We start from the raw sequence: 26,998 nt of genomic DNA, 5'->3' as shown, positions 1-26,998 counted from the left end.
GGAATACAAACCTAGGGTTTGTAAGATTACGTTTTGCGTTCAGTTTTGAAGGTTTATTAAATAATATAAAACTTCCAAGAGGGCCTATAGCTCAGCTGGTTAGAGCGCACGCCTGATAAGCGTGAGGTCGATGGTTCGAGTCCATTTAGGCCCACCATATATACCTCTTGGGGCCTTAGCTCAGCTGGGAGAGCGCCTGCCTTGCACGCAGGAGGTCAGCGGTTCGATCCCGCTAGGCTCCACCAATCTTTGTTCTTTGAAAACTGGATAAAACGACATTGAAATTGTAACAAACACATTTATTTTTTAAGTTTTTTTATAGGCTTAATAACATTAGAAGGTTTCAAGACACGAGCAGTTCTAGGAAGCAATCGAGTGAATGAAGGAGCGTACTTTTAGTACGTGACTGATTGAACGAGTGAAGCTGACAACGAAATGTGATGTGTATTGAAAGCCGTTAGGTTAAGTTATTAAGGGCGCACGGCGAATGCCTTGGCACTAGGAGCCGAAGAAGGACGGCACTAACACCGATATGCTTCGGGGAGCTGTAAGTGAGCTTTGATCCGGAGATTTCCGAATGGGGGAACCCACTACGTTTAATCGCGTAGTATCTTGACGTGAATACATAGCGTCTTGAAGGCAGACCCAGGGAACTGAAACATCTAAGTACCTGGAGGAAGAGAAAGAAAAATCGATTCCCTGAGTAGCGGCGAGCGAAACGGGAAGAGCCCAAACCAAGAGGCTTGCCTCTTGGGGTTGTAGGACACTCAATACGGAGTTACAAAAGAGCGAGTTAGATGAAGCGACTTGGAAAGGTCCGCCAGAGCAGGTAAAAGCCCTGTAGTCGAAAGTTCGTTCTCTCCTGAGTGGATCCTGAGTACGGCGGAACACGTGAAATTCCGTCGGAATCCGGGAGGACCATCTCCCAAGGCTAAATACTACCTAGTGACCGATAGTGAACCAGTACCGTGAGGGAAAGGTGAAAAGCACCCCGGAAGGGGAGTGAAAGAGATCCTGAAACCGTGTGCCTACAAGTAGTTAGAGCCCGTTAATGGGTGATAGCGTGCCTTTTGTAGAATGAACCGGCGAGTTACGATTACGTGCGAGGTTAAGCTTTAGAAGGCGGAGCCGCAGCGAAAGCGAGTCTGAATAGGGCGAAATAGTACGTGGTCGTAGACCCGAAACCAGGTGATCTACCCATGTCCAGGGTGAAGGTAAGGTAACACTTACTGGAGGCCCGAACCCACGCACGTTGAAAAGTGCGGGGATGAGGTGTGGGTAGCGGAGAAATTCCAATCGAACTTGGAGATAGCTGGTTCTCTCCGAAATAGCTTTAGGGCTAGCCTCGTGATGAGAATACTGGAGGTAGAGCACTGTTTGGACTAGGGGGCCATCCCGGTTTACCGAATTCAGACAAACTCCGAATGCCAGATATTTATACACGGGAGTCAGACTGCGAGTGATAAGATCCGTAGTCAAAAGGGAAACAGCCCAGACCACCAGCTAAGGTCCCAAAGTAATCGTTAAGTGGAAAAGGATGTGGCGTTGCACAGACAACCAGGATGTTGGCTTAGAAGCAGCCATCATTTAAAGAGTGCGTAATAGCTCACTGGTCGAGTGACGCTGCGCCGAAAATGTATCGGGGCTAAACGATTCACCGAAGCTGTGGATTGACATCTACGATGTCAGTGGTAGGAGAGCGTTCTAAGTGCGTTGAAGTCAGACCGGAAGGACTGGTGGAGCGCTTAGAAGTGAGAATGCCGGTATGAGTAGCGAAAGACGGGTGAGAATCCCGTCCACCGTATGACTAAGGTTTCCTGAGGAAGGCTCGTCCGCTCAGGGTTAGTCGGGACCTAAGCCGAGGCCGATAGGCGTAGGCGATGGACAACAGGTTGATATTCCTGTACCACCTCCTCACCGTTTGAGAAATGGGGGGACGCAGTAGGATAGGGTAAGCGCGCTGTTGGTTATGCGCGTCCAAGCAGTAAGGCGTGTGTGTAGGCAAATCCGCACACTGTAACGTTGAGCTGTGATGGCGAGTCCGTATGGACGAAGTTCCTGATTTCACACTGCCAAGAAAAGCCTCTATCGAGGTGAGAGGTGCCCGTACCGCAAACCGACACAGGTAGTCGAGGAGAGAATCCTAAGGTGTGCGAGAGAACTCTCGTTAAGGAACTCGGCAAAATGACCCCGTAACTTCGGGAGAAGGGGTGCTCTTGAGCGTGCAAGCGCATGAGAGCCGCAGTGAATAGGCCCAGGCGACTGTTTAGCAAAAACACAGGTCTCTGCAAAACCGTAAGGTGACGTATAGGGGCTGACGCCTGCCCGGTGCTGGAAGGTTAAGAGGAGTGGTTAGCGCAAGCGAAGCTGCGAATTGAAGCCCCAGTAAACGGCGGCCGTAACTATAACGGTCCTAAGGTAGCGAAATTCCTTGTCGGGTAAGTTCCGACCCGCACGAAAGGCGTAACGATCTGGGCACTGTCTCAACGAGAGACTCGGTGAAATTATAGTACCTGTGAAGATGCAGGTTACCCGCGACAGGACGGAAAGACCCCGTGGAGCTTTACTGTAGCCTGATATTGAATTTTGGTACAACTTGTACAGGATAGGTAGGAGCCAGAGATCTCGGAGCGCCAGCTTCGAAGGAGGCGTCGGTGGGATACTACCCTGGTTGTATTGAAATTCTAACCCATGCCCCTTAGCGGGGCAGGAGACAGTGTCAGGCGGACAGTTTGACTGGGGCGGTCGCCTCCTAAAAGGTAACGGAGGCGCCCAAAGGTTCCCTCAGAATGGTTGGAAATCATTCGTAGAGTGTAAAGGCACAAGGGAGCTTGACTGCGAGACCTACAAGTCGAGCAGGGTCGAAAGACGGGCTTAGTGATCCGGTGGTTCCGCATGGAAGGGCCATCGCTCAACGGATAAAAGCTACCCCGGGGATAACAGGCTTATCTCCCCCAAGAGTCCACATCGACGGGGAGGTTTGGCACCTCGATGTCGGCTCATCGCATCCTGGGGCTGTAGTCGGTCCCAAGGGTTGGGCTGTTCGCCCATTAAAGCGGTACGCGAGCTGGGTTCAGAACGTCGTGAGACAGTTCGGTCCCTATCCGTCGTGGGCGTAGGAAATTTGAGAGGAGCTGTCCTTAGTACGAGAGGACCGGGATGGACACACCGCTGGTGTACCAGTTGTCTTGCCAAAGGCATCGCTGGGTAGCTATGTGTGGACGGGATAAGTGCTGAAAGCATCTAAGCATGAAGCCCCCCTCAAGATGAGATTTCCCATTACGCAAGTAAGTAAGATCCCTCAAAGACGATGAGGTAGATAGGTTCGAGGTGGAAGTGTGGTGACACATGGAGCTGACGAATACTAATCGATCGAGGACTTAACCAAAAATGTTTGAACCATTCAATGAACCGTTTATCCAGTTTTGAAAGAACAATTCTTTCAAAAAAGAGAGCTTCTAGACACAGTAGCATGCCGTGTATGGAAGGTCGACCATAGTCTAGTGATGATGGCAAAGAGGTCACACCCGTTCCCATACCGAACACGGAAGTTAAGCTCTTTAGCGCCGATGGTAGTTGGGGGCTTCCCCCTGTGAGAGTAGGACGTCGCTAGGCAATTGTGAAAGACCAGAGAATAATTCCTCTGGTCTTTTTTGGTTCTTCTAGTTAGATTTTTCAAGCTCAAATCTGTGACATCCGCTTGATGATTTAGCTTGATTCATCACATGTGAACATCTGCTGAAAATAGCAACAAAGTAAGCAATGATTATCCCCTAGAGAGGAGTGATTCTTTGCTTTCGGTACAAAAATAATTGTTAAATCCAGATAAAAGACAGTCTTCGCACTTAAAATTCAAGAGCACTTCGAAGATTATTGATATAGGATTGACTCACTGGCAATTCACTTCCATCGGTTAATGTAATAATAAAATTTGATGTTAGATCTCGGGCCATTTTTTTTATGAAATGTATATTTACAATATAGGATCTATGAATACGAATAAAGTATGGTGGCAACCTTAATTGCAGCTCTTTTAGTGTAATCCCCGTTTTAAACTGTTCTTTATCTACATAAAACCAAGTTTTTTTCTGCAGACTTTCTATATGAGATATTTTACTTATTGCTACTGGATTCCACTCCTCCTCTTGTTTCCCCGTTAAAAATTGGAATGGCTCTGCTTTTTTCATAGTGAATGTGGATGGTAAGATAACAACTAATGCAGCTGGCTTATCTTGAATGGATATGGGATAGCCAATGCCATAATAGGGCGTATTGAATAAAGAATTATCTAATATGGCATCTGTTTTTTTGTGAGTGCGTAACACTTGCTCTGCAATACTCCCAGGCATTACTTGTTGACCTATCTTTAACTGAATATCTTGATGACCTGGGTGAAAATAAATATAAGAATGTTCAACAGCAATTGCAATGGATGAATTTGCAGGAACCCAGTCCTGCAACATTAAAATATACTGTTGTGAAATATCATTTCCAAAAGATTTTAACTCATTGTTCATTGTGAATATCCCCCTTGTTTGTAAACAGTCTTCCAAATTTTATCGCTCAAAAAAGTAGTTTCATCCCGAAAAAATGGTCTTTTATCCAAAAATAATGAAAATTCAAACATCCTGTTATATATTAATTTACAACAAATAAACCTGTTATGGAACAGTTAATTAAAAGTTTTTTAACAGAGTATATTGTACACAAAGGGGAAGGTGGAATTTCAATATGTCAACTCGTCAAGAAAGAATCGAAGCTTTAGAAAAACAATGGGCTGAAAACCCACGCTGGGCTGGTATTGAACGCACATATTCAGCTGAAGAGGTTGTTAAATTACAGGGCACTGTGATAATTGAACAAACATTGGCGCAAAAAGGTGCTACTCGACTTTGGAATTCGTTACGTGAAGAACCATTTATTAATGCATTGGGGGCATTAACAGGTAATCAGGCGGTACAACAAGTAAAGGCTGGATTAAAGGCTATCTATCTATCAGGCTGGCAAGTGGCTGCGGATGCAAATCTTTCTGGTCAAATGTATCCTGACCAATCGTTATATCCTGCTAACTCTGTACCAGCAGTAGTAAAAAGAATCAACCAAGCACTTCAACGTGCCGATCAAATTGATCATGCTGAAGGACGTGTCGATCAATTTGACTGGTTTGCACCAATCGTAGCAGATGCTGAAGCAGGTTTTGGTGGTCCTCTAAACGTATTTGAGCTTGTAAAAGGCATGATTGAAGCTGGTGCAGCTGGTGTGCACTTAGAAGATCAATTAGCTTCAGAAAAGAAATGTGGACATCTAGGCGGTAAAGTTTTACTGCCAACGCAAAACGCTGTTCGTAACTTAGTGGCTGCTCGTTTAGCAACAGACGTTATGGGCGTAGATACAATTTTAATTGCGCGTACAGATGCCGATGCTGCGGATATGGTTACTTCAGATATTGATCCACGTGATGCGGAGTTCATAACTGGTGAACGTACACCTGAAGGTTTCTTCCGTACAAAAGCAGGTATTAAACAAGCAATTGCTCGTGGTTTAGCTTACGCACCATATGCAGACTTAATTTGGTGTGAAACTTCTAAACCATCACTAGAAGAAGCTCGTGAATTTGCTGAGGCCATTCATGCAGAGTTCCCTGGTAAAATGCTTGCATACAACTGTTCACCATCATTCAACTGGAAAGCAAACCTTTCAGAAGAGGAAATTGCAGAGTATCAACGTGAGCTTGGTAAGCTAGGTTATAAATTCCAGTTTGTAACATTAGCAGGTTTCCATGCACTAAACCACTCTATGTTTGAGCTTGCACATGATTATAAAGATAATGGTATGGCTGCATATTCTAAGCTACAGCAAGCTGAGTTTGCTTCAGAATCAAAAGGCTATACAGCTACACGCCACCAACGTGAGGTAGGTACTGGATACTTTGATGAAATTTCTCAAGTTATCTCTGGAGGTACTTCTTCTACAACGGCAATGGCAGGTTCAACTGAAACTGAACAGTTTGTATAAGTCTTGATTGAATTACGTGTTTTCCTAAATTCATAATCATAGAGTAGTCTCCTCCGCTCCTCCTAAGACGGAGGATGACGAAACTAAAATAGCAAAGGTGGGTAAACAACTAATGGAACAGGCAACGACAGGTAAGCTTAAAATTGTTGGAGAACAAAACGAGCAAACGAAGGAAGTTTTAACACCTGAAGCTCTTGAGTTTGTTCTTGCCTTGCATAAAAATTTTGATGCTCGTCGTAAGGAGCTGTTGAACGCTCGCCAGGAAAGACAAAATCGTCTTGATGCAGGAGAGAAACTGGATTTCTTACCAGAGACTAAAGGTATTCGTGAAGGTGATTGGACAATTGCACCACTTCCAAAGGACTTGCAAGATCGCCGTGTCGAGATTACAGGTCCTGTTGATCGAAAAATGGTGATTAATGCTTTAAACTCTGGTGCAAAAATGTTTATGGCTTGCTTTGAGGATGCATCCTCTCCAACGTGGGAAAATATGATTGGTGGTCAAATTAATATGCGTGATGCTATTAATAAGACGATTGAGTTTACGCAAGCCTCCAATGGTAAAACGTATACATTAAATACTGAAACAGCAGTGCTGTTAGTTCGACCGCGAGGCTTACATCTGCTTGAGAAGCATGTGCTTGTTGATGGAGAGCCGATCTCAGGGAGTTTCTTTGATTTTGGGTTATATCTATTCCATAATGCGAAAAATGCACTAGCACAAGGTACTGGGCCATACTTCTATTTACCGAAGCTTGAAAGTCATTTAGAGGCTCGTCTATGGAATGATATCTTTGTGTTTGCCCAAGATTATATTGGCATCCCACAAGGGACTATAAAAGCTACTGTTTTGATTGAAACGATTTTAGCAGCGTTTGAGATGGATGAAATTTTATATGAGCTACGTGAACATTCAGCTGGTCTGAATTGTGGCCGTTGGGATTATATTTTCAGTTATATTAAACGTCTTCGCAATCAAGCTGACGTTATTTTACCAGATCGTGGCCAAGTAACGATGACTGTACCTTTCATGAAGGCTTATACGTCTTTATGTATACAGACATGTCATAAGCGAAATGCACCAGCAATGGGCGGTATGGCTGCACAAATTCCTGTTAAAAATGATGATGAGGCGAATGCGGTGGCATTTGCAAAGGTTGCAGAAGATAAACGTCGTGAGGCAACAGAGGGACATGATGGTACTTGGGTAGCACATCCAGGTATGGTGGCAACTGCAATGGAGCAATTTGATGCTATTATGACAACTCCTAACCAAATTCATAAAAAACGCGAAGATGTACATGTAAAGGCAGAAGATTTAGTAGCTGTACCAGAAGGGACAATTACGCTTGAAGGTCTTCGTATTAACTGCAGTGTTGGTGTACAGTATATTGCTTCATGGCTTCGTGGTAACGGTGCTGCACCTATAAATAACTTGATGGAGGATGCTGCAACAGCAGAAATCTCTCGAACACAAGTATGGCAATGGATTCGTCATCCTAAAGGTATTTTAGATGATGGACGTGGCATTACGTTAGCGTTTGTCTTAGAGATATTGGAAGAAGAGCTTGTGAAAATTAAAGAGGCTGTTGGGGAACAAGCCTATAACAGTGGTCGCTATGAAGAAGCTGCTGAACTGTTTAAATCTTTAATTGAGCAAGATGAGTTCGCGGAATTCTTGACACTTCCAGGGTATGAAAAATTAGCATAAGATAAAATCTACTATTAACATATTCAACTTTCCTAATTCTACTAACATAACGTGACGGGGTCTGTTCCCCCGTTAAATGAAAGAGATAAGCATGATCGAATTAAAAGGGGTCTAAATAAAAGTTAAGAGGTTTTAAGGGGGAAAAGATGTCTTATTAGCTTAGATGGGGAGCTGTAGGGCATCTTTTTTGAAAAAAATCCGCGTAGCTGCTGCAGCAGTTTACGCGGATTTTTTTCCGTCTTAATTTACAATGGCTAGTACGAAGCCGTCATACCCCTTCACACCAACTGTTTGTATAGCTGTTGCTTCAATTCTAGGTTCCTCTTTTAGTAAATCTATAAATTGCTGTACGCCTCTGACACGTTCATCTTCACTAATTTCATCAGTTACCGCACCATTACGAACTACATTATCCGCGATGATGATGGCGCCTGGATGAGCTAGTTTTAACGCCCACTTCAAGTAAGCGGGGTTATTAGGCTTATCGGCATCAATAAAAATAAAGTCAAATAAATGGCCTGCTTTTTTCAAGTTTGGTAATGAATCTAAGGCGTTTCCTAAAATGATCTCAACCTGTTCCTTATAGCCAGCCCTCTCTATATTTTGTTGAGCGACTAAGGCATACTCTTCATTAATTTCTAAAGTCACTACTTTCCCTTCTTTAGGAAGAGCCTGGGCTAAGCAAATACTGCTATAGCCACCAAGTGTGCCAATTTCTAAAATAGTTGCTGCTCCTTTTATTTTAGCTAGTAAATATAATAGTTTCCCTTGAGTAGGGGATACATCTATCTCTGGAATACCTGCTTCTTTATTAGCCTGTAGTACAGCATCAAGGTGTTCGTTTTCTGGTAGAAGCTTATCCATAAAATAGTCATCTACATTTTTCCAAACATTTAACTCTGTCATCATACAGTCCTCATTTCCCTATATTTTAAAGTGCAAGCTTGCCAATAAAGTGTATGATAGAATAAATCATAATAAAAATATATTATTATTATTTATACATAACTTTATATTATGAATAGGGGTGAAATCATCAACAGTCATAGCTTAAAATTATTTTATCAGGTTGCTACTACAGGTAGCTTCACTAAAGCTGCAGAGATCTTGTGTATTAGCCAACCTGCCGTTTCAAGTCAAATGAAGCGATTTGAACATGAACTAGGAGTCCAATTATTTAAGCAACAAGGGCGTGGTGTAGTACTAACAGAAGTTGGTGAAGCTCTAGCAGAGAAAGCTCAAAATTTTATTGCTCTTGAACAGCATATTGAAACATTTATCGAAAATTACCGTTTGGCGAAAGCAGGGAATTTACATATTGTGGCTACCTATCTGCCTGCCAATTTTTTAATTCCAAAATGGGCAGCTACTTTCAAGGCTGCAAATGAACAGGTGGATTTAATTATTACAACAACCAATACGAAGGACGCTTTTGAACAACTAATAAACTATAAGGCGGATATTGCGATATATGGTGGAGGAATGTCTGAAAGGCCGAAAGAAATCGAGTGGGATGAATTATATGAGGATGAGTTATGGTTTGTTGTGTCTCCAAATCATCGCTTTGCACATCAATCCATTACATTGGTTGAAATGTTTCAGGAGCCTTTTATTATGAGGGAAGAAGGGAGCTCGATGAGAGAGCATCTGTTTTCGTTATGTCAAACATACCAAGTGAAACCACCGAAAATTGCCCTCCAATTTAATGGCATCAATGAAACAATTCGCTCGGTCATGGCAGGCTATGGTGCAAACTTTATTTCTTCCCTTGCAGTTCGAGAGTATGTAGAGAGTGGCCAATTGGCAAGGGTTTATGTAAAGGATATACATGCTATTAAACATAAAATCGCTATTTGTACGAGAAATAACGAGAAACAAAATATGCTTGTGCAAAAATTTATTGAAACAATTAGAAATTCCCCAATTTAATAAGCTTGTATCTCATGCATTATTGCAGTAAATTTGTTATACTAGTTATATAACAAATTTGGAGCTGATAAACATGTTTATTCAAATAGAGCCACAATCAGACGTACCGATCTATGAGCAGGTGACACGTCAAATTATTGAAGGTATTGCAAGAGGCGAAATGAAACCAGGCGATACCCTACCATCTGTGCGAGGGTTAGCTGCTGATTTAGGTGTGAATATGCATACTGTTAATAAGAGCTATCATGAATTAGAGGCGAAAGGAATTATTGTTATTCGACCGAAATCAGGAGCTATTATTAGTTCAACTGAGGAGAGAGCTTTGTCACCTGAGCAGCTACGACAAATCGAAAAGAATTTAAAGCCTGTTGTAGCAGAAGGAATGGTGCTCGGCGCAACAGTAGAACAAATTGAGTACATGATGAAAAAGGTATTCGCTGATTTGCAAATTCCAGCAGAGGGAGTGTAGCAAGATGCTACTGGGTGTTTTTACAACAATCTACATCATGACATTAGCTATGCAAATGGTGGTTCCTTATATTGTAAGAGAGACTATTGTTTTTGGGGTTACTGTACCTGATCAGCATATTAAGCATCTCGCATTAGCTAAGCTGAAAAAACAGTATGTTCAATTGGTAGGAGGCTCAGGCATAGTATTTCTAATCATTATGTTGATGTGCTACAATCGTCTAGCTTCTTCTGAATCCACTCAAAGTATCGTTTTACTAAGCTGTTTGTTTAGTATGCTTACCGTAAGTATGGTGCTGTACTGGATAAATCATCACAAGGTATCAACGTTGAAAAGGCAGGAGCAGTGGGGCGTAAATATTAAACAAGTACGAGCGGTTGATTTAACTGCTCGAAGCCGTGATGCAATGATTCCTTGGACATTTTTTGCTGTACCTATAGGGATAGCGGTGTTTTTAATCATTTACACATTGCTCCATTACGACCTAATGCCAAATGATATAGCCGTACATTGGGGACCAAGTGGAGAAGCAGATGCTTGGAGAAACAAGACTTATTTTACGGCTATTTCGCTGCCGCTTGTTATGCTAATGATGCAATGTATGATGTGGGGAATTACTGATTCTATTAAACGTTCTGCTATTAAATTAGCTGTAAACCGCAAAGCTGAATCGTTGGAAGATCAGCTAAAGACTCGAAAATACATGAGTTGGCAAATATTGCTGATGAGCTATGCCTTAACCATTCTATTAACGGTTTTACAACTAAGCAATATTTATCCTTCCATGATTGTTGGCTATAAGCTATTACCAGTATTTATTTTATTTCTAGCTGTTGTGTTAGGTTCACTATTTATTTATATTTTGAAAAAGCGTAAACATAGAGTGCGTTATGAAGATAATGTTGATTCACAGGTAATGGATGTAGATGAAGATCGTTATTGGAAAGGCGGCTTAATTTATATGAATCGACAGGACCCTTCCGTTTTTGTAGAGAAACGTTTTGGAGTAGGTTGGACCATGAACCTTGCAAATCCAAGAGGTTATATTGTTATTGGTTTGCCTTTTCTTTTATTACTGTTGATTTCCATATTCTCGTTATAAAATAATAGTAATTTGTGATGAAAAATTCGTTCCATATGAGCGAGTTTTTTTCTTATTGATTGGAGGTAGGCAGATGCAAATTCTTGTTGTCGATGACGATGCTCATATTTTACAGCTAGTTACTATTTATCTCACAAGGGAAGGCTATCAGGTACTATGTGCAGAAAATGCACAGCAGGCATTAGCCTTACTAGAAGGGAATCTGCCTGATTTAGCTGTTGTCGATGTGATGATGCCGGGGATGGATGGTTTTACATTAACCGAGACTTTAACGCAAGATTATGACATTCCTGTTTTATTATTAACAGCGAAAGGCGAGCTTGAGGATAAAGAGTGTGGCTTTTTAGCAGGATCAGATGATTATGTTGTAAAGCCTTTTGAGCCAAAGGAATTATTGTTTCGTATAGCAGCTATTTTACGGAGATTGGATAAGAAAAATCAAGTAACTTTCCAAGTAGGCAAATTAGTGATTGATCGTCGAAGCTTTGAAGTTGTCATAGGAGAGGATACACTTATATTACCTTTAAAGGAATTTGAACTACTTGCTTTATTGGCATCACGCCCTCACCAAGTATTTACGCGAAGCTATATTATGGAGCAAGTATGGGGCTATGACTATGAAGGAGACGAACAGACGTTGAATACTCATGTGAAGCGAATTCGTGAAAGATTAAATCGCTATGACACGGCTGTTGAAATCACAACCGTAAGAGGTGTTGGCTATAAGCTAGAGGAGACAACATGAAAACTTTATACAGTAAATTTGTTGTGACGACGATGCTAGTGATGATTGGTAGCCTATGTATTGGTTTTTTAGCAACGAATACGTATTATCATCAAGTGGTAAAAGAAAAGAATGATGCAAAAAACGTAAACATAGCAAAGGATATCGTTCATTATATTGAAACAGCGAAGCCAGAGGATTTAAATAATTATTTGAAGACACTGGGTGAAATTGGCTATCAAATATATGTAACATCAGGCGAGGAAGGGTATTTTTTTGGTGGAGACTATCGTGATAAAACATTGTCAGCATCTGTTGTTGACCGCGTTTTACAAGGAGAAACCTATCATGGTATGCGAGACTTCCCTAAAGAAACCTTTGTGACAGGATTTTTCGCTAATGAATTGATTAATACAGTTGGTGTGCCATTTACGTATGAAAACAAGCCATATGCATTATTTATAAGACCTGATATTCGCTTATTATTTTCCGAAGTGCATACGATACTTGCAGGGTTAATGTTGGTTATGACAGTACTGAGTTTACTAGCAATGCTATTGTTTGCTAAAGCATTAATTCGTCCGATTACAAAGCTAACGGCGGCAACTCAACAGCTTGCGCATGAAAAGTTTGATACGGTGTTAGATATTGATAGTGCAGATGAAATTGGTCAATTAGCTGTAAGCTTTAATAGGATGACCGAGAAATTACAAGAAAATGATCGTATACGAAAGGAATTTATTAGTAATGTATCGCATGATTTTCAGTCGCCTTTGTTAAATATTCAAGGCTATGTTGACCTCCTGAAAAATCCGCTGCTGACTGAGCAGGAAAGACAGGAGTATGCAGCGATCATCGAGTTGGAAACAAAGCGCTTATCTACATTAACCAAGCAATTATTATTATTAACATCTCTCGACCAATCGACAAGAATCGTAAAACGTGAGCCGTACCGATTAGACGAACAATTGAGGGAGACTGTGCGAAAATATCGCTGGCAAATAGAAGAGGCACAGCTTCAAATAGCCTACAAGCTAGAGCCAATTAGTTATGCTGGTGATGCAGGACTTTTACAAAATGTGTGGGATAATTTGCTGACGAATGCTATTAAATATAATGTAGAGGGTGGACAAATACATCTACAATTACAGAAAAAATCTACTTCACTTGAAATCCTTGTGGAGGACAATGGGATGGGGATGACGACAGATCAATTAGCCAAAGTATATGACCGCTTTTATCGCGCAGATGCTTCCAGGACAAAGCAAGGAACAGGTCTAGGACTAGCAATTGTCAAACAGATTGTAGAGCTACACGGAGGTACTATTCAGATGGAAAGTACGATGCATGTCGGTACAAAGGTTTATATTCATTTACCAGTCTTGTCATAAGGAGTTCATGTAAAGTTCATGTTCACACGTTAAACTGCTACTTAGTTGAAACAAGCTTAGGGGGAGTTTTCGTATGGAACAGAAGTGGAGTATACGTCTTATTCGATTAGCGGCTATTTTTGCTTTCATCGGTACGTATTTAGGTTCACATATGTCAGGATCAGGTAGTTATGAATATAGACCAATCCATGCACATATTTTACTTGTCGGCTGGCTAAGTATGTTTGCATGGGGCATTTTTTATCGAGCCTTCAAAGTGAAATCACAAAAATTAGTAGCCATTCACGGTTGGACAGCTATTCTTGGTGTTTTGGGTTTAACAGTTGGCATGTGGTTTTACAATATAAATCCATTTAATTTTGGTAGTACATTTACATTAATCTTCTTTATTGTAGGTGGAACTACGCTATTAATCAGCTTTGCCTTATTTATTATAGTAACATTCATGATTCATCAACAAGACTATATAAAAAGTTAATCCATTACGCATTTCTAGCGCGCAGATAAACAATGTATCCAAAATTTTTCGATTTTGCCTGTAAAAATCTGTTGAGAAAAAATATTCATCTCCCACTATAGAAAAAGGAGATGAATGCCGAAACAAGAGAAAAACCTACCGTATCACAATTCATGATACGGTAGGTTTTAAACTGTCTATTTAATATTTTCAAGCGATTTTTTCAGCCATTTTTCAGCCTCTTGATAATCTTGTGCAACCCCATGCCCTTTTTTGTAGAGCATACCAAGCTGAAATTGAGCCTTTTGATGTCCTTGATTAGCAGCCGATCGATAAAGCTGGGCAGCCTTTGCAAAATCTTTCGGTACACCCTGTCCATGAATGTGCATTTGAGCTAGTTGATATTGTGCCTTTATATGCCCTTGTGACGTTGCTTGTTCAATCCATTTAGCTGCCTCCGTGTAATCCTGTTTAACACCTTTCCCTTTATCAAATAAATTACCAAGTTGATATTGAGCACCTGCATGGCCCTGAATAGCAGCTAGTCGATAACATCTGCGTGCTTCTTCAAGATCCATAGCAACCCCTAATCCCTGCTCATATAGTAAGCCTAATTGATACTCCGCTTGAATATGTGACTGATCCGTTGCGGCTCGCCACCATTTTACAGCCTCTGTATAGTTTATAGGTACATCAACTCCTGATGTCAGTAATAGACCAAGCTCATACTGAGCATCAGCATAGCCTTTGTTAGCAGCAACTTTAAAGTATGACATAGCTTTAGCAGGCTGTTTTTGCTGATAGACATAAAGCCGACCTAGCTCGAAGCCGGCGCTAATATGCCCATTGTCAGCTGCTCGTAGAAGCCATTTTTCTGCTGAAACAAGATCCTGTTCTTTTTCATACAGTAAGCCGAGACAGTACTGTGCATTTAAATGTCCTTTATATGCTGCTAGCTTGAACCATTTTAAGGCTTCTAGATGATCCTTCGTCATTCCTTGTCCCGTATTGTAGAGCATAGCCAATTGAAACTCTGCGTTCACATGGTCTTGTAAAGCAGCCATATGAAACCATCTCGCCGCTTCTTCAAGGTTTTGAACAATACCACGACCTTTAAGGTACATATAGCCGAGATTATACTGTGCACTGGCATCGCCCGCTAAGGCAGCCATTTCGAAATAAGCGATGGCCTCTGCGTAGCTTTGCTCGACACCTGTGCCATTATGATAAAGGAAGCCTAAATTGTTTTGAGCACTTGTATTGCCTTGGTTGGCTGCTAAAGTATACCATTTAGCCGCTTCATGAAAGTTTTGCGAAAGGCCTAGACCTTGATTATAAAGGACACCTAAATTATATTGCGCATCTGCATTTCCGAGATCTGCCGCAATTTGATAATGGTGCGCGGCTTCCTTATAATCTTGTCCAACCCCATGCCCTAAATGAAAGAGTACGCCTAGACTATAGTGGGCATTTGCGTCATTTTGTGCGGCAGCTCGTTCATACCATACTTTCGCAAGTTTATAGTCCCTTTTCACCCCTCGCCCGTGATTGTAAAGAGTTCCTAAATTATATTGTGCACTGGCATCACCGTTTTGCGCTGCCCTTTCAAACCATTTGGCTGCATGTGTATAAGCCTCTGGCGATTGATTGTGCTGGAGTATGTTCTTATCCAATATGGTTGGAAGCTCTGTAGTGTGAGGAGTTAGACTTGCTGACTTGAAACTACGATCATAGCGTTTCATAAACCATTCCACAATATCGCTAAGATAATCCAAAACAATTTTTGCCGCTTTGGCTTCCACAATGTCGTTACTATTATGACTTGTCATTTTATGAACTAAATTCATTAATAAATAAATCCGACGAGGGTGAATTTGCGCTACAAAACTTCGATTATTTAATAGTGTACGGATATTTTTCGTTTTAGGTTCAGTATGCATTTCCAGCCGATAAATCTCATAAAGAATTTCTTCCAATACAAAAAGAGATTTTTGTAAAGATGTAGCTGGGTTTGAAATAGCGAGCAAACTTGCATCCTGTAGGTTTTTTGCTAATTTTGTGAAGGACAGCTGCGTTAATTTCTGACATTGTTCTTCAAGAATTTCGTAATGCATAACAATCACCCTCACCTCTTTCATCAATGATGCCTCGGCATCATTGCGTCTAATTTTCTTCGAGCCAGTTGAAAGCCCCTCTTCTAAATCTCTTTGTACATATATCGGAGAAAAATCTATATTATTGATAAGTTTTAATGGGATTCATCAGTTGAATTGTTGCTGTGACATGATACTATTTGATATAAGGGAAATTCGTAGCTACGGAGAGCCCGTCAGCCTATAGGTGGGGGATCGAAATGAAAAATATTGCAGCTATTATTCCAGCATATAATCCACAACAATCACTCATTACCTATGTACATCAATTATTAGCAACGACCATTACACAAATTGTCATTGTCAATGATGGGAGTGATCAAAGATATAAAGATATTTTTGAAGATCTAAATAAAATTGATCGTTGTCAAGTATTGCAGCATGATCGCAATATTGGAAAAGGTGGTGCATTGAAGACAGCCTTTGCATTTATCCGAGAGCAAAAAGGAAAGTGTCATGGTGTCCTTACAGTGGGGGCACATGGGCAGCATGCACTGCAAGATGTTAAGCTTGTCTTAACGATGACAAAGGTGTTTTCAGAAGGTATTGTGCTAGGGGTACGTAATTTCCATTCTGCCGATAGTTCATTTCTTTCTTATTGGGGAAATCGTGCAACAAGCCTATTTTTTGAGTTACTGTATCATCGAAAATTAATGGATACACAAACGGGTTTGCGATATATATCGATAAATGAGTTGCCTTGGCTGATGAAGGTGAAAGGCGAACGCTATGATTATGATACAAATATGCTAGTTGCGGCACTGAAAAGAAAGTGTCCAATTTTTGAGGTAGAGATTGGGCAATTACGTTTAAAGAAAAATACAATTATCCAGTACGATGAAATAACCAATGCAAGCACTATAATCACAAGAATGCTGATGAATTATTTAAAACCAAGGAATGGCTAGGTTTAAATTTGAAATAATGAGCTAGGATAAAGAATAACGATTACTCATGAGGACGTAGCGAGTATAGAAAGAAGGAGCAATGTTTATGGAATATTCAGATCAAGTGAAAAATCGTGTGAAACGGATGGAAGGCCAGCTACGTGGTATTTTGAAGATGATGGAGGAAGGTAAGGACTGTAAGGCAGTCATTACACAGCTATCGGCTGTACGCTCTGCTGTAGATCGTACAGTTGGTGTTATTGTCAGTACAAACTTATTAGAATGTGTCCAAAATGCTGAAGGTGATGACGAAAAAATGAATGAAGCCATTCAGGAAGCCGTTAATTTGGTTGTGAAAAGTAGATAATTACCTCGATTTTCGGAACAAAAAATAGTAGCTGAATCCAAATAAAACTCACTATAAATGGGGTGAGTTTTATTTTTTTGCAAAAAAATAGTTATATTCGAGAATTATATTTGGTTTTTAGGTATTTTATATCATGTAAGTGTTGATATATTTTTAGATGAAAGTCTTAGTTAGTGAACTTGTATGATAGCTTAGTAGGTACTTTCTTTGTTATGCTAAATAGTAACAAAAGATTCAAAGGGAAGGTGATTAGTGATGAAAAAATGGTTGTTATGTGGAGCAACTTTATTGATGTTAAGCCCGACTGCTGCCTATGCAAAACAAACAGAAATTACTTCCCCAATTTATCCTGTGGTAGCTGACTCAACAGTAGTTACTTGGGATCAATTGACAAAAGAGCTTGCTAAGCAAATGCGAAATTTCGAGACGGAAATAAAATTTACGTATACAGGCCCGATGGGTGATTTCAAAAAAGAAATGATGGATGCATTTGAAAAGGCTAAACAACAAGCTGTTTATGCAAGTGGACATTTCGAAAGTATGACGGTTTCTGCAGATTCTCTCGGAAATGTAACGTATAAAGTGAAGTACCTGACGAATCAAACACAAGAAGTAGCTGTACAAAAAAAGATTAATCAAATACTGAAAAATATTATCAAACCTTCTATGACAGAGTTCCAAAAAGTAAAGGCTATTAACGATTATATTGTATCGAATACGATGTATGGAACAAAAACAAAGGCAAGCCCACATAGTGCCTATGCTTTATTTTTTGAAGGACAAGCTGTGTGTCAAGGTTATGCATTAGCTGCACAAGCCTTGTTAGAGCAATCGGGGATAGAGACAAAATATGTTATAGGTTTTGTGAATGGGAACGAGGCACATGCTTGGAATTTAGTAAAGGTAGATGGAAAATGGTATCATTTAGATACAACATGGAATGATCCTTTGCCAAATCGTGTTGGTGCTGCTTCATATGACTATTTTTTAGTGACGGACAGTCAGCTTAACAAAGATCACGCTTGGGTTAAAGCCGATTATCCTACTGCTACAAGCACAAAATACAGTTATATGCACAATGTTCATTTTGCGTATCAGTTAAATAATGCTGTTTATTTTAGCAATACGGCAGATAACGATAAACTGTATAAGCTGGATATGACTAGTGGGAAAAAGACAAAAGTATTAGATAAACGTGCATTGTATATTACTGGAACTAATGATTATCTATACTATAGTGATTACAGTAACGGTGGGTATTTGACAAAGCTGAATTTGAAAACATTAAAAGCTGAAGTGCTAGTTAAGCAGCCAGTAACGAATTTAAAGATCAATGACAATGATTTGCTGTATACTATGAATACTAAAGAATATAAACTTAAAATTAATTAAGTCAACAAACAAATATTAACAAGCACAATTGGACCCTTAAGTGAGTTCTTTGTGCTTTTTTTGTATATAATGAAAAGAAGACGGTTGGAGGTGAGGAATTTGTGGAAGAAATTAGCTATTATTGCCATTATTATTATTTTTATTGATCCCATTTATATGGCTGGTAAGGCAGTCGTTCAGCAGGTGCTGGATTGGACAAATAATGACGAAATAGAAACAATGCTTCTTTCAACAAAGGAGAAAATCGTAGATGTTACTGCTAGACTTTCAGACGATGCCTCCATAGAAACAGCCATACCTATAGAAGATATACATGAAGCGGAGGTAGCACCTAAAGCGCCGCCAATTCAGAAACCAGAAACGAAGCTAGTCGTGACAAATGCCAAAGAGATGGCTGATGCCATGTATGCATATTATAGTAGTTTTTCACCGAAGTTTGAAATTCAATATAAAGGTAATACACAACGAATTGAACAAATTGTGGAAGAGGCCTACAACAATGCTATTGAACGAGATGATTATGTTTATGGTCATGTTAGTAAGCATTCAATTCGTTATGAATATGGGCGAAATAAGGCAACTATTTTTGGAGAGCAGAGCTATTTAATGACGCCAGAACAGGCTGCCTTTGTCGAGATGAATGTCCAAGAAATCATCAACAAAATCAGTAAAGACTCTATGACAGAAGTAGAAAAGGTACGAGCAGTCAATGACTATATTGTCGCTAATACTGCCTATACAGATCAAACAAATTCTAGTCCACATAGTGCCTATACCGTACTTGCCGAGCATGGGGGAGTATGTCAGGGCTATGCTTTACTAGCTCACTCGATGCTTCAAAAACTGGGAATTGAAACAAAATATATCGTGGGCTATGTCGGCAAAGAGGGACATGCGTGGAATTTGGTCAAGCTGGATGGACAGTGGTATCACCTTGATACGACATGGAATGATCCAGTACCAGATCGCAAAGGTGCCATTCGTTACCAATACTTTTTAGTAGACGATCGTACAATGGCGAAAGATCACACGTGGATTGCTGAGGATTATCCAAAGGCAACAAGCACAATGTATAGTTATTATCATGATATAGACTTCCCAGCACAGGCTGGCGATCAATTATATTTTAGTAATATCTCTGATGACAATAAGTTGTATGTGCTTGATATAAAGACAGGTAAAATAAAGCGTGTCACAAATACTCGTGCACAATACATCGTTTACTCGGATGGGTGGCTATACTTTAGTAATTACTCTCGGGGGGCGTATTTAACAAAAATTCGTCCAGACGGTAGTGGAGAACAGGTACTAAATAGGGAAGATACAAAGGATATATTTGTGAAGGATGGCTTCCTCTATTTCACAACGAATGAATTGAAGAGAATGGCTCTCTAATTTAACATAAAAAAGGTGATGTCAACGGCACAAACAGCCATGTTGAAAGGCGGGGGGGAATTTCCGTTCTGCCAGCGTCCTTCCCAGGGGGCAGTTCACTAAATCCATGTGGCAAAGGTGTCTTTTCCTTCTCTTTTATACTAGCCGTAGCGATCAAAATATTTGTATAATTAGAGAAAGGATAGGCTCTTATTTTCAATGTGGAGAAGTGATTAGTTACACACCTCTCAATAAATAAGTAGTGAACACCTTCACTTTACTTAGGAATTTTTTCTAAAAAGATAATCTTTTGTGAGGTGGAGCGGAAGGCTACTCGATTCCCGCGAGACTCTAAACACGAAGCGGCTCGGCGCTAGCCCACGGGAAAGCAAGTAGCCTGCAACGGAAATCCATCTTCATCTTTCACAAAATAGATGGTTTTGTTTTTTTACACTATGAAAAGGGCAATGACTTATAAATAGTCATATGCCCTTTTTGTACGTTCAATCAAATAAGTAATAGGCTGATGCTGACAAAGTTTAATATCAATTTGTGGATATAGTAAGGTGATTTCCTCCGTAAAAGTCTTTAAAATGAGTGGATTATGCTTGATGGCACCACCATTACAATAAAGTGTAAATGGTCCATTCTGATAGCCCATTTTTTTCAATACAGCGCTTGCTAGAAGAACTAATTCGTAGGCAGCCTGTAGTGATATTTGCATGGCGCAAGCATCTTCTTGCTCGACTGCCTTTGCTACAAATGAGCTCATCTTGGCCAGCTGTGCATTCGTATAGGATGGATGGAATAACCATTCCGCAAGCTCTGTTACATCCTGTATATTTAAAAAATGATAGACGGCTTCTTTTAAGATTGTTGGTTCACCACGACCATCCTCCATTTTAAATACAGCTCTTACTACTTCCTGCCCTAGCCAATATCCACTTCCCTCATCACCAGCTCGATGTCCCCAACCTCCTGCACGTACAATTCGTTGCCCGTCATAGGCATAGGCGATGGCTCCTGTTCCGGCAATGAGTAATGCACCAGCCTGTCCAGCAGTCACACCAAGTAGTGTAGCTTCCGCATCATTTTCAATAATTAGCGTCTTGATTTGTAGCTGTGTGGCCTTTAGGGCATTTTGAACAATGGCCGTTACTGTGGCATGATCCTTAGGAGAATCAATGCCAGCTAACGCAAAGGTAGCTACAGCAATTTGAGAATGGGGGTACTTTTGCAAAAATGTTTGTACATTTGCTAAAAGTCCTTGTAATCTTGCTGTAGCTGATTCGACACCAATGGCTTGATAATTCGAGCCTTGCATTGTTGTAGAATAGTGAATGTCACCAGATTCAGCATGAACGACCGCACATGCTGTTTTTGTTGCTCCACCGTCAATAATCAATAACCAATCCTTCATTGATTCCATTCCTCAAGAAAGGCTGTTAATTCCTTTTCCGCTTGTATAATAGAATTTTCCTTTAAGCGGACCCATTCATAAAGGTTTTGAGCATTCATTTTTGAACGTTCGAGCGCTGCTTTCATTGTGGCTGGAGCTGGGCCACCTAGCAATGTTCGCACACCAACAAAAGATTCTGGCTTTAATGTTTTATAAAAGTCTTCTTCTGAAATAGCTAATTCCTTTCCCGTAATCAATTTAGATTGTGTATTGGCAAGGCCCCATGTAAGGCTTGCTAGTGATTCTTCGCCATGGGCAAGTAGAACTTTAATACATTTGCTAACAATACTATGTGCTTGGCGGAATGAAATCCCCTCTGAACGCACTAATGTATCTGCAAGCTCTGTAACATTGGCAAAGCTATTCTCTGCACGGTTTCTTAATTTCTTTTTATTAACATCCATTGTGACAACAAGAGAACCAAATAACTTGTAAATACCATTTAAACGGTCAATGGCACGCCATAAATAGGGCTGCATATCATCTTCAGTGTCGACGATATCTCCGAACGGTGTATTATGTACCATTTGTAATACTGTACTTGCATCTCCAACAACCGCAGATAGTAATGAACGTGTATGCTCTACGGAAACAGGGTTACGTTTTTGAGGCATTATGGAACTTATCTGGACATATGGACTTGCGAGTGTGAATGCATTAAATTCCTGGGTAGCCCATAATAAAAAATCTTGAGATGTACGGCCGAGATTGAGTGCAGCAAGCTGTACAATACTTGCCGCTTCAGCAATATAATCTGCGCCTGCAACAGCATCCCACGCATTTTCGATAATATCATCAAATGCCAGTAGATCACGCATCCGTTCTCTACTAATATTAAAGCCTGTCGTTGTTAAGGCAGCCGCCCCCATACTACTGCGATTGACAGTTTTATAGACATGCTGCATCCGCTCAAAATCACGCTCAAGCTGGTCAATAACAGCTTTTAAATAATGGGCAAAGGTTGTGGGCTGAGCCTGCTGTGTATGCGTGTAGCCAATCATGATGGTATCTATATGTTCCTCTGCAGCCGCGATTAAGTCATCACGTAATGTTAGTAACTCGTTCATTAATAATAATAGTTTTTTCCTTAAGGTCATACGATAGATGGCGATCCCCATATCATTCCTACTTCTGCCAATGTGAAGATTTCCTGCAACATCACCAGCAAGCTCGATTAGTTTATTTTCAATGCGGAAAAATAAATCCTCATATTGGGGACTGTAATCCTCTAAACGATAATAATTTAAATCTATTTTTTTTAGAGCTATCCCAATTTGTTTCGCTTCATCTTTTTTTACGAGTCCTTGTTCTTCTAACATTTTTAAATGAGCAATATTAATTTGTAGCATGATTGTTAAAAAATTTTTCTTCGCTTCATCATAAGCTGGCTGTAAGACAATTTTCCGATAGATGTTAGAAGGGAATATCATCCCATCTTCCCGCTGCGTTTTGTTGCGAAAATCTTCAAACATTGTAATGGCCCCCTAATAGATTGGCAGCTAGATGGCTGTACCAGCACTGCCTTTTGATAGTTTTTCAGAAATAATAAGAACAACTAAAATTAAGCAAATTTGTAAGACACCATAAGCACAGGCGGTCCCAAATTTAAATGCATATAATTTTTGGAATATCGCTACAGACAATGGAATAGTGGATGTACTGTATATTAGAATGGATGCAACAAACTCACCAAAGCTTTGCACGAGAGCTAAGAGTGTCCCTGCTAAAATTCCGGTGAATGTTAACGGTACGACAATCCGTCTAAATGTATACCACCAATTGGCGCCTAAGCCACGTGAAGCCTCTTCAATCGATTGATCTAGTTGTACAAGAGAGGCGGAAGTAGATCGAAAAACAAGTGGTAAATGTCGAATAAAATACGCTAATGGCAAAATCCAAAATGTACCGATCAATACTTGATTGAAACTAAAAATACTTTCTGTACTAAAGGCAGCGATTAAATTAACCGCTACAACAGTACCAGGTAAAGCCCAAGGTACCATAATCAAAATATCGAGCAATGTTTTCCCTTTAAAGTTTAACCGAACCATAGCATAAGCAGCAGCGACACCAAAAATGATATTGCCGATTGTTGCTATGACACCCATTTGAATGGAATTCCAAATAGGCCGCCATGTACGCTCATCAGTAAAAAGAGCAATATAATGATCGATCGTATAGTCGGTCGGGAGAATTTGCGTTTTCCAAGCACCATCAACAGAAAAAGATATCAATATCAAAACTAATATCGGCAATATTAATATGAATGTCCCAACAAAGGATGCGATTGTTGCCATAACTTTAATTTTTTTAGAGGATACCTCGGAACGATGAACACTGATACCCTTACTGAGATTTTGATAATTTCGCTGATTCTGATACCAACGCATGATGATTAAAAAGGTAATAGATACAAAGGATAAAATCATCGACTGTGTTGCAGCCATCTCAAGATTGCCATTTGTACGTGATAAATATATTTGCATCGTCATGGTGCGCTCTACACCAAACATTAAAGGTGCTGTATAGGAAGCCATTGAGATCATAAACACTAATAAGGACGAGGCGACAATGGAAGGTGTCAGCATTGGTAGAATAACCTTTGTCCATACGCGAATACGCCCTGCACCTAGACTGGTTGCAGCCTCTTCTAAAGCAGGATCGAGCCCCTTAATAGCAGCTGAAGCTGTTAAGTAGAAGTACGTATACATCGTGAAGGTATGAACGACGATAACTCCCCAAATGCCTTTCAATGCAAACGGTACATGGTCTAATCCGAATAGATGCTGAAAGATTCGAGGGAAAATACCGCTATCGCCATATAAAAATGAAAAAGAAAGTACACCCACTAGAGGAGGAAGTGCCATAGGAACTAATACTAAAATAGACAGTGTACGCCTTCCTGGGAAATTATAGCGCTCCAGTAAAAAGGCCATCGTAACCCCAACGACTGCACAGCAAATAACACTGATGATCGAAATATAAATACTGGTCCATAAAGCTTCTAAGTTTGCTGGGCTCGCCAGATCAAAAAATTTTTTATAGTGAAAGAAAGCCTCATCACCAGCAAAACTTTGGATAAATGTTTGATAGAAGGGGTAAACCACATAGGCGAACAATACTAAAAATAATGGCGATATTAAAATATAAACAAACCAATTGGATTGAAAAATTCGTGTCCACGCGCTTTCCTGAGAGGCATTGACAGACTGTTTTCCCATTTTGGCTTCCTCCTATTCCCCTAATAAGTACAGTGAATCATGAGCCATATTGATTGTAATGTCTTCACCGATTTTCTTTATTTGGTCATAAGAATTAATAATCATTACTTTAAGTGAAAATGCCGTAAAATCTACAATGTAATTGACGCTAATACCTGTAAATTCAACAAATGTAATTTTTCCTGTTAACGTATTATCACCAGTACCTAGTTGAATAGACTCCGGTCGAATAGAAATAAACACTTTGTCTCCAATCATATGCGTTAAAGAGGGGGAGCTTTGTTGCTTTCGCCCAGTCAAAAGATGTCCATTTAAGGTTCTCACTTGTACATTTTCACCATTAATGGCTTGTATAGTGCCTTCGATTAAATTGGTTTCACCAATAAAGTTAGCTACAAAACGATCTTCAGGCTGATGATAAATTTCTTGAGGAGTCCCAATTTGCTTGATCAAACCATTCTCCATGACCATGATTCGATCCGACATAGCCATTGCCTCCATCTGATCATGGGTAACGTAAATCGTTGTAACGCCAAGCTCAGATTGAATTCGTTTGATTTCAATACGTGTTTCCTCACGCAATTTAGCATCTAGATTGGATAGAGGTTCATCCAGTAATAAAATATCTGGCTCAATTACAAGCGCTCTAGCCAAAGCAACCCGTTGTTGTTGTCCACCAGATAGTTCATTTATTTTTCTGTTACCATAAGCTGCTAGATGTACTTGTCCTCTAATGCGGTCAACCTTGTATTGAATTTCGGTCTTTGAAAATTTCCGCACTTGTAAACCAAAGGCAATATTTTCATCAACCGTCATATGAGGAAAAAGAGCATAATTTTGAAATACCATACCGATATTGCGTTTATTGGGCTGAAGTCGAGTGACATCTCGATCGTCAAAAAGAATTTTACCTTTAGAAGGGTAATAAAAGCCTGCAATCATCCTTAAAGTGGTTGTTTTGCCACAGCCGCTAGGACCGAGAAAAGTAAAAAATTCCCCTGCTTTTATTTCAAGATTTATATCATTCACGCCATACACTTGACCAAATTGCTTTGAGACATTTTCAATTTTGACACTTCTCAATCATAAACTCCTCTCTAACAAAGAATGCAGATGATACAGGAAGGTAAAAATTCGCAGCACATGCCGAATTTTTACCTATTTTATTATTTGCCGCGCCCTTTTACATTGTTATCCCAATATTCCATCCATTCAGCTTCTTTGTCAGACATTAGCTGCCAATCAATATCGAACGTTTTTAAATCTAATTCCTGATACCATTCTGGCATGGAAGCCTTATCGATATCAGAACGTGTAGGAATTTGATAATAATCGTTCGCCAATTGTGTCACCATTTCTTTTTCAAATAAGAACTCTACAAATAGTTTTGCATTGTCTAAGTTTTTCGCATTGTTTACAACGGCTACACCATCTACTAAAATAGGTGCACCACTTTTTGGATAAATATAATCAAAAGGATAATCAGTCGTATATTTCTTTAATAAAATATCTTGCAAATTCCATAAAGAAACACTACCTTCTTGTCGTGTTAGCTTTAAATATAAGGCATTAGGATCTTGTGTATACTCCTTTGTATTAGCATCTAATTGTAATAACCATTCATAGCCTTTATCAGGTGAATCGTCTCCCTGTCGTACAATCATAGAGGAATAAATTGTGCGCATTGTACCTGACGCAAGCACACCTCTAATTAGAATTTGATCCTTCCATTTAGGATCTAATAGGTCATCCCAGTCCTGAGGCCCTGTTTCTTTTGTCAGTAAATCACTATTAATCATAATGACCTCTGGTAGCAACATCTCACCAAACCAACGTCCATCTGCATCTTTGTGTGAGGCATCAATGGCACCGATAAAGCTAGGCTGCCAAGCATGCAATAAGTCTTCATTTGCTCCAACAATGAGAGCGGATTGCGTTCCACCCCACCAAAAATCTGCTTGAGGATTGGCCTTTTCACCGCGGAGGCGCTCTAAAATTTGCTGTGCCCCCATCGTTAAAAACTCGACCTCAATGTCTGGGTATTTTTCATTAAACTGATCGATCACATTTTGCACCATTTCTTCATCACGACCTGTGTAAATGACAAGCTTTCCTGAAGGTGTCGTTGCTGCCACTTCTGTTTTATCACCATCAGATGTTTTGTCTTTATTTGCTGCACCATCTGTAGAATTTTGCTGATTATTGCCGTTACAAGCAGCTAAAGCTAAAAACATCAACACAAGGAAAAAACCAAGAATGCGGGTTTTTTTCATCATCTTCTCCTTTCATAAAGTAAGGTACTTGCATATTGCAGTATAATACGAAAGGATAAGATTAATGTTAGAAT

20 protein-coding genes, 2 tRNA genes and 2 rRNA genes are annotated in these 26,998 nt (G+C 40.1%); 16 read left to right on the top strand and 8 right to left on the bottom strand.

Annotated elements, in window-relative coordinates:
* Positions 1 to 80 precede the first annotated feature (80 nt).
* The 4 genes from CRI88_RS19420 to rrf all read left to right on the top strand — a co-directional run bounded on the left by CRI88_RS19420 (position 81) and on the right by rrf (position 3,615).
* A tRNA-Ile gene (locus CRI88_RS19420) sits at positions 81 to 157 on the top strand.
* 12 nt (positions 158 to 169) lie between these two features.
* Positions 170 to 245 (top strand) — tRNA-Ala (locus tag CRI88_RS19415).
* A 215-nt stretch (positions 246 to 460) separates the two neighbouring features.
* Positions 461 to 3,388, top strand: a 23S ribosomal RNA gene (locus CRI88_RS19410).
* A 111-nt stretch (positions 3,389 to 3,499) separates the two neighbouring features.
* Positions 3,500 to 3,615, top strand: a 5S ribosomal RNA gene (gene rrf, locus CRI88_RS19405).
* Positions 3,616 to 3,845: 230 nt separating this feature from the next.
* Here rrf and CRI88_RS19400 read toward each other — a convergent pair.
* Complete coding sequence (locus tag CRI88_RS19400) at positions 3,846 to 4,517, bottom strand: LytTR family DNA-binding domain-containing protein (RefSeq protein WP_058843785.1); 672 nt, start codon at positions 4,515 to 4,517, stop codon at positions 3,846 to 3,848.
* A 214-nt stretch (positions 4,518 to 4,731) separates the two neighbouring features.
* Between CRI88_RS19400 and aceA the strand changes: the two genes are divergently transcribed.
* Both aceA and aceB read left to right on the top strand, forming a co-directional pair.
* Positions 4,732 to 6,015, top strand: a complete 1,284-nt coding sequence (gene aceA, locus CRI88_RS19395) for an isocitrate lyase (RefSeq protein ID WP_036122155.1) — start codon at positions 4,732 to 4,734, stop codon at positions 6,013 to 6,015.
* A 112-nt stretch (positions 6,016 to 6,127) separates the two neighbouring features.
* Positions 6,128 to 7,726 (top strand): malate synthase A, encoded by a 1,599-nt coding sequence (gene aceB, locus CRI88_RS19390; RefSeq protein WP_058843784.1) that lies wholly within the window; start codon positions 6,128 to 6,130, stop codon positions 7,724 to 7,726.
* Positions 7,727 to 7,966: 240 nt separating this feature from the next.
* Here the strand turns inward: aceB and CRI88_RS19385 are convergent, their stop codons facing one another.
* Positions 7,967 to 8,632 (bottom strand): O-methyltransferase, encoded by a 666-nt coding sequence (locus CRI88_RS19385; protein WP_058843783.1) that lies wholly within the window; start codon positions 8,630 to 8,632, stop codon positions 7,967 to 7,969.
* Positions 8,633 to 8,761: 129 nt separating this feature from the next.
* Here CRI88_RS19385 and CRI88_RS19380 point away from each other — a divergent pair, with 129 nt between their 5' ends.
* From CRI88_RS19380 to CRI88_RS19355, 6 genes are all read left to right on the top strand, one after another.
* On the top strand, positions 8,762 to 9,655 hold the full coding sequence (locus CRI88_RS19380) for a LysR family transcriptional regulator (RefSeq protein ID WP_058843789.1): 894 nt from the start codon (positions 8,762 to 8,764) through the stop codon (positions 9,653 to 9,655).
* 73 nt (positions 9,656 to 9,728) lie between these two features.
* Entirely contained in the window at positions 9,729 to 10,124 is a 396-nt protein-coding gene (locus CRI88_RS19375) for a GntR family transcriptional regulator (protein ID WP_058843782.1), read from the top strand.
* A 4-nt stretch (positions 10,125 to 10,128) separates the two neighbouring features.
* Positions 10,129 to 11,226 (top strand): DUF1648 domain-containing protein, encoded by a 1,098-nt coding sequence (locus CRI88_RS19370; RefSeq protein WP_058843781.1) that lies wholly within the window; start codon positions 10,129 to 10,131, stop codon positions 11,224 to 11,226.
* Between the two features lie 73 nt (positions 11,227 to 11,299).
* Complete coding sequence (locus CRI88_RS19365) at positions 11,300 to 11,971, top strand: response regulator transcription factor (RefSeq protein WP_058843780.1); 672 nt, start codon at positions 11,300 to 11,302, stop codon at positions 11,969 to 11,971.
* Positions 11,968 to 13,341: a HAMP domain-containing sensor histidine kinase gene (locus CRI88_RS19360; protein ID WP_036126608.1), complete on the top strand. Its 1,374-nt coding sequence runs from the start codon at positions 11,968 to 11,970 to the stop codon at positions 13,339 to 13,341. The genes CRI88_RS19365 and CRI88_RS19360 overlap by 4 nt, the downstream gene beginning before the upstream one ends.
* 73 nt (positions 13,342 to 13,414) lie before the next feature.
* Entirely contained in the window at positions 13,415 to 13,819 is a 405-nt protein-coding gene (locus tag CRI88_RS19355; RefSeq protein ID WP_058843779.1) for a hypothetical protein, read from the top strand.
* Between the two features lie 176 nt (positions 13,820 to 13,995).
* Here the strand turns inward: CRI88_RS19355 and CRI88_RS19350 are convergent, their stop codons facing one another.
* Positions 13,996 to 15,912 (bottom strand): SEL1-like repeat protein, encoded by a 1,917-nt coding sequence (locus CRI88_RS19350; protein ID WP_058843788.1) that lies wholly within the window; start codon positions 15,910 to 15,912, stop codon positions 13,996 to 13,998.
* Positions 15,913 to 16,151: 239 nt separating this feature from the next.
* Here CRI88_RS19350 and CRI88_RS19345 point away from each other — a divergent pair, with 239 nt between their 5' ends.
* The 4 genes from CRI88_RS19345 (at position 16,152) to CRI88_RS19330 (ending at position 19,992) form a co-directional block, all read left to right on the top strand.
* Positions 16,152 to 16,859 carry a glycosyltransferase family 2 protein gene (locus CRI88_RS19345; RefSeq protein WP_058843778.1) on the top strand — a complete coding sequence of 236 codons (708 nt, stop codon included), beginning with the start codon at positions 16,152 to 16,154 and terminating at the stop codon, positions 16,857 to 16,859.
* A gap of 85 nt (positions 16,860 to 16,944) precedes the next feature.
* Complete coding sequence (locus CRI88_RS19340) at positions 16,945 to 17,205, top strand: metal-sensitive transcriptional regulator (protein ID WP_036125888.1); 261 nt, start codon at positions 16,945 to 16,947, stop codon at positions 17,203 to 17,205.
* A 255-nt stretch (positions 17,206 to 17,460) separates the two neighbouring features.
* Positions 17,461 to 18,597 (top strand): transglutaminase domain-containing protein, encoded by a 1,137-nt coding sequence (locus CRI88_RS19335; RefSeq protein ID WP_058843777.1) that lies wholly within the window; start codon positions 17,461 to 17,463, stop codon positions 18,595 to 18,597.
* 99 nt (positions 18,598 to 18,696) lie between these two features.
* On the top strand, positions 18,697 to 19,992 hold the full coding sequence (locus tag CRI88_RS19330) for a transglutaminase domain-containing protein (protein ID WP_058843776.1): 1,296 nt from the start codon (positions 18,697 to 18,699) through the stop codon (positions 19,990 to 19,992).
* A gap of 451 nt (positions 19,993 to 20,443) precedes the next feature.
* On the opposite strand, the gene CRI88_RS19325 is transcribed toward CRI88_RS19330, so the two are convergent.
* From CRI88_RS19325 to CRI88_RS19305, 5 genes are all read right to left on the bottom strand, one after another.
* On the bottom strand, positions 20,444 to 21,400 hold the full coding sequence (locus CRI88_RS19325; RefSeq protein ID WP_257982958.1) for an N-acetylglucosamine kinase: 957 nt from the start codon (positions 21,398 to 21,400) through the stop codon (positions 20,444 to 20,446).
* Positions 21,388 to 22,902 carry an argininosuccinate lyase gene (gene argH / locus CRI88_RS19320; protein ID WP_058843774.1) on the bottom strand — a complete coding sequence of 505 codons (1,515 nt, stop codon included), beginning with the start codon at positions 22,900 to 22,902 and terminating at the stop codon, positions 21,388 to 21,390. Before argH ends, CRI88_RS19325 begins: the two co-directional genes overlap by 13 nt.
* 27 nt (positions 22,903 to 22,929) lie before the next feature.
* Complete coding sequence (locus CRI88_RS19315; RefSeq protein WP_058843773.1) at positions 22,930 to 24,651, bottom strand: ABC transporter permease; 1,722 nt, start codon at positions 24,649 to 24,651, stop codon at positions 22,930 to 22,932.
* A gap of 12 nt (positions 24,652 to 24,663) precedes the next feature.
* Positions 24,664 to 25,734, bottom strand: coding sequence for an ABC transporter ATP-binding protein (locus CRI88_RS19310; RefSeq protein WP_036124956.1), 1,071 nt, complete (start codon positions 25,732 to 25,734; stop codon positions 24,664 to 24,666).
* Between the two features lie 83 nt (positions 25,735 to 25,817).
* Complete coding sequence (locus CRI88_RS19305; protein WP_036124955.1) at positions 25,818 to 26,924, bottom strand: extracellular solute-binding protein; 1,107 nt, start codon at positions 26,922 to 26,924, stop codon at positions 25,818 to 25,820.
* Positions 26,925 to 26,998 lie beyond the last annotated feature (74 nt).

The organism is Lysinibacillus fusiformis, from assembly GCF_002845985.1.
Classification (GTDB): Bacteria; Bacillota; Bacilli; order Bacillales_A; family Planococcaceae; genus Lysinibacillus; species Lysinibacillus fusiformis_D.
The sequence above is the reverse complement of the archived record's forward strand: the minus strand, read 5'-3'. Positions and strand labels throughout refer to the sequence as shown.

What these genes read in the sequence shown, in the direction of transcription:
- CRI88_RS19305 (WP_036124955.1), bottom strand. Translation starts at nt 26,924, where the DNA reads ATGAAAAAAACCCGCATTCTTGGTTTTTTCCTTGTGTTGATGTTTTTA.
- argH (WP_058843774.1), bottom strand. Translation starts at nt 22,902, where the DNA reads ATGTTTGAAGATTTTCGCAACAAAACGCAGCGGGAAGATGGGATGATA.
- CRI88_RS19370 (WP_058843781.1), top strand. Translation starts at nt 10,129, where the DNA reads ATGCTACTGGGTGTTTTTACAACAATCTACATCATGACATTAGCTATG.
- aceB (WP_058843784.1), top strand. Translation starts at nt 6,128, where the DNA reads ATGGAACAGGCAACGACAGGTAAGCTTAAAATTGTTGGAGAACAAAAC.
- CRI88_RS19385 (WP_058843783.1), bottom strand. Translation starts at nt 8,632, where the DNA reads ATGACAGAGTTAAATGTTTGGAAAAATGTAGATGACTATTTTATGGAT.
- CRI88_RS19315 (WP_058843773.1), bottom strand. Translation starts at nt 24,651, where the DNA reads ATGGGAAAACAGTCTGTCAATGCCTCTCAGGAAAGCGCGTGGACACGA.
- CRI88_RS19345 (WP_058843778.1), top strand. Translation starts at nt 16,152, where the DNA reads ATGAAAAATATTGCAGCTATTATTCCAGCATATAATCCACAACAATCA.
- CRI88_RS19325 (WP_257982958.1), bottom strand. Translation starts at nt 21,400, where the DNA reads ATGGAATCAATGAAGGATTGGTTATTGATTATTGACGGTGGAGCAACA.
- CRI88_RS19400 (WP_058843785.1), bottom strand. Translation starts at nt 4,517, where the DNA reads ATGAACAATGAGTTAAAATCTTTTGGAAATGATATTTCACAACAGTAT.
- CRI88_RS19335 (WP_058843777.1), top strand. Translation starts at nt 17,461, where the DNA reads ATGAAAAAATGGTTGTTATGTGGAGCAACTTTATTGATGTTAAGCCCG.
- CRI88_RS19360 (WP_036126608.1), top strand. Translation starts at nt 11,968, where the DNA reads ATGAAAACTTTATACAGTAAATTTGTTGTGACGACGATGCTAGTGATG.
- aceA (WP_036122155.1), top strand. Translation starts at nt 4,732, where the DNA reads ATGTCAACTCGTCAAGAAAGAATCGAAGCTTTAGAAAAACAATGGGCT.
- CRI88_RS19340 (WP_036125888.1), top strand. Translation starts at nt 16,945, where the DNA reads ATGGAATATTCAGATCAAGTGAAAAATCGTGTGAAACGGATGGAAGGC.
- CRI88_RS19355 (WP_058843779.1), top strand. Translation starts at nt 13,415, where the DNA reads ATGGAACAGAAGTGGAGTATACGTCTTATTCGATTAGCGGCTATTTTT.
- CRI88_RS19350 (WP_058843788.1), bottom strand. Translation starts at nt 15,912, where the DNA reads ATGCATTACGAAATTCTTGAAGAACAATGTCAGAAATTAACGCAGCTG.
- CRI88_RS19365 (WP_058843780.1), top strand. Translation starts at nt 11,300, where the DNA reads ATGCAAATTCTTGTTGTCGATGACGATGCTCATATTTTACAGCTAGTT.
- CRI88_RS19375 (WP_058843782.1), top strand. Translation starts at nt 9,729, where the DNA reads ATGTTTATTCAAATAGAGCCACAATCAGACGTACCGATCTATGAGCAG.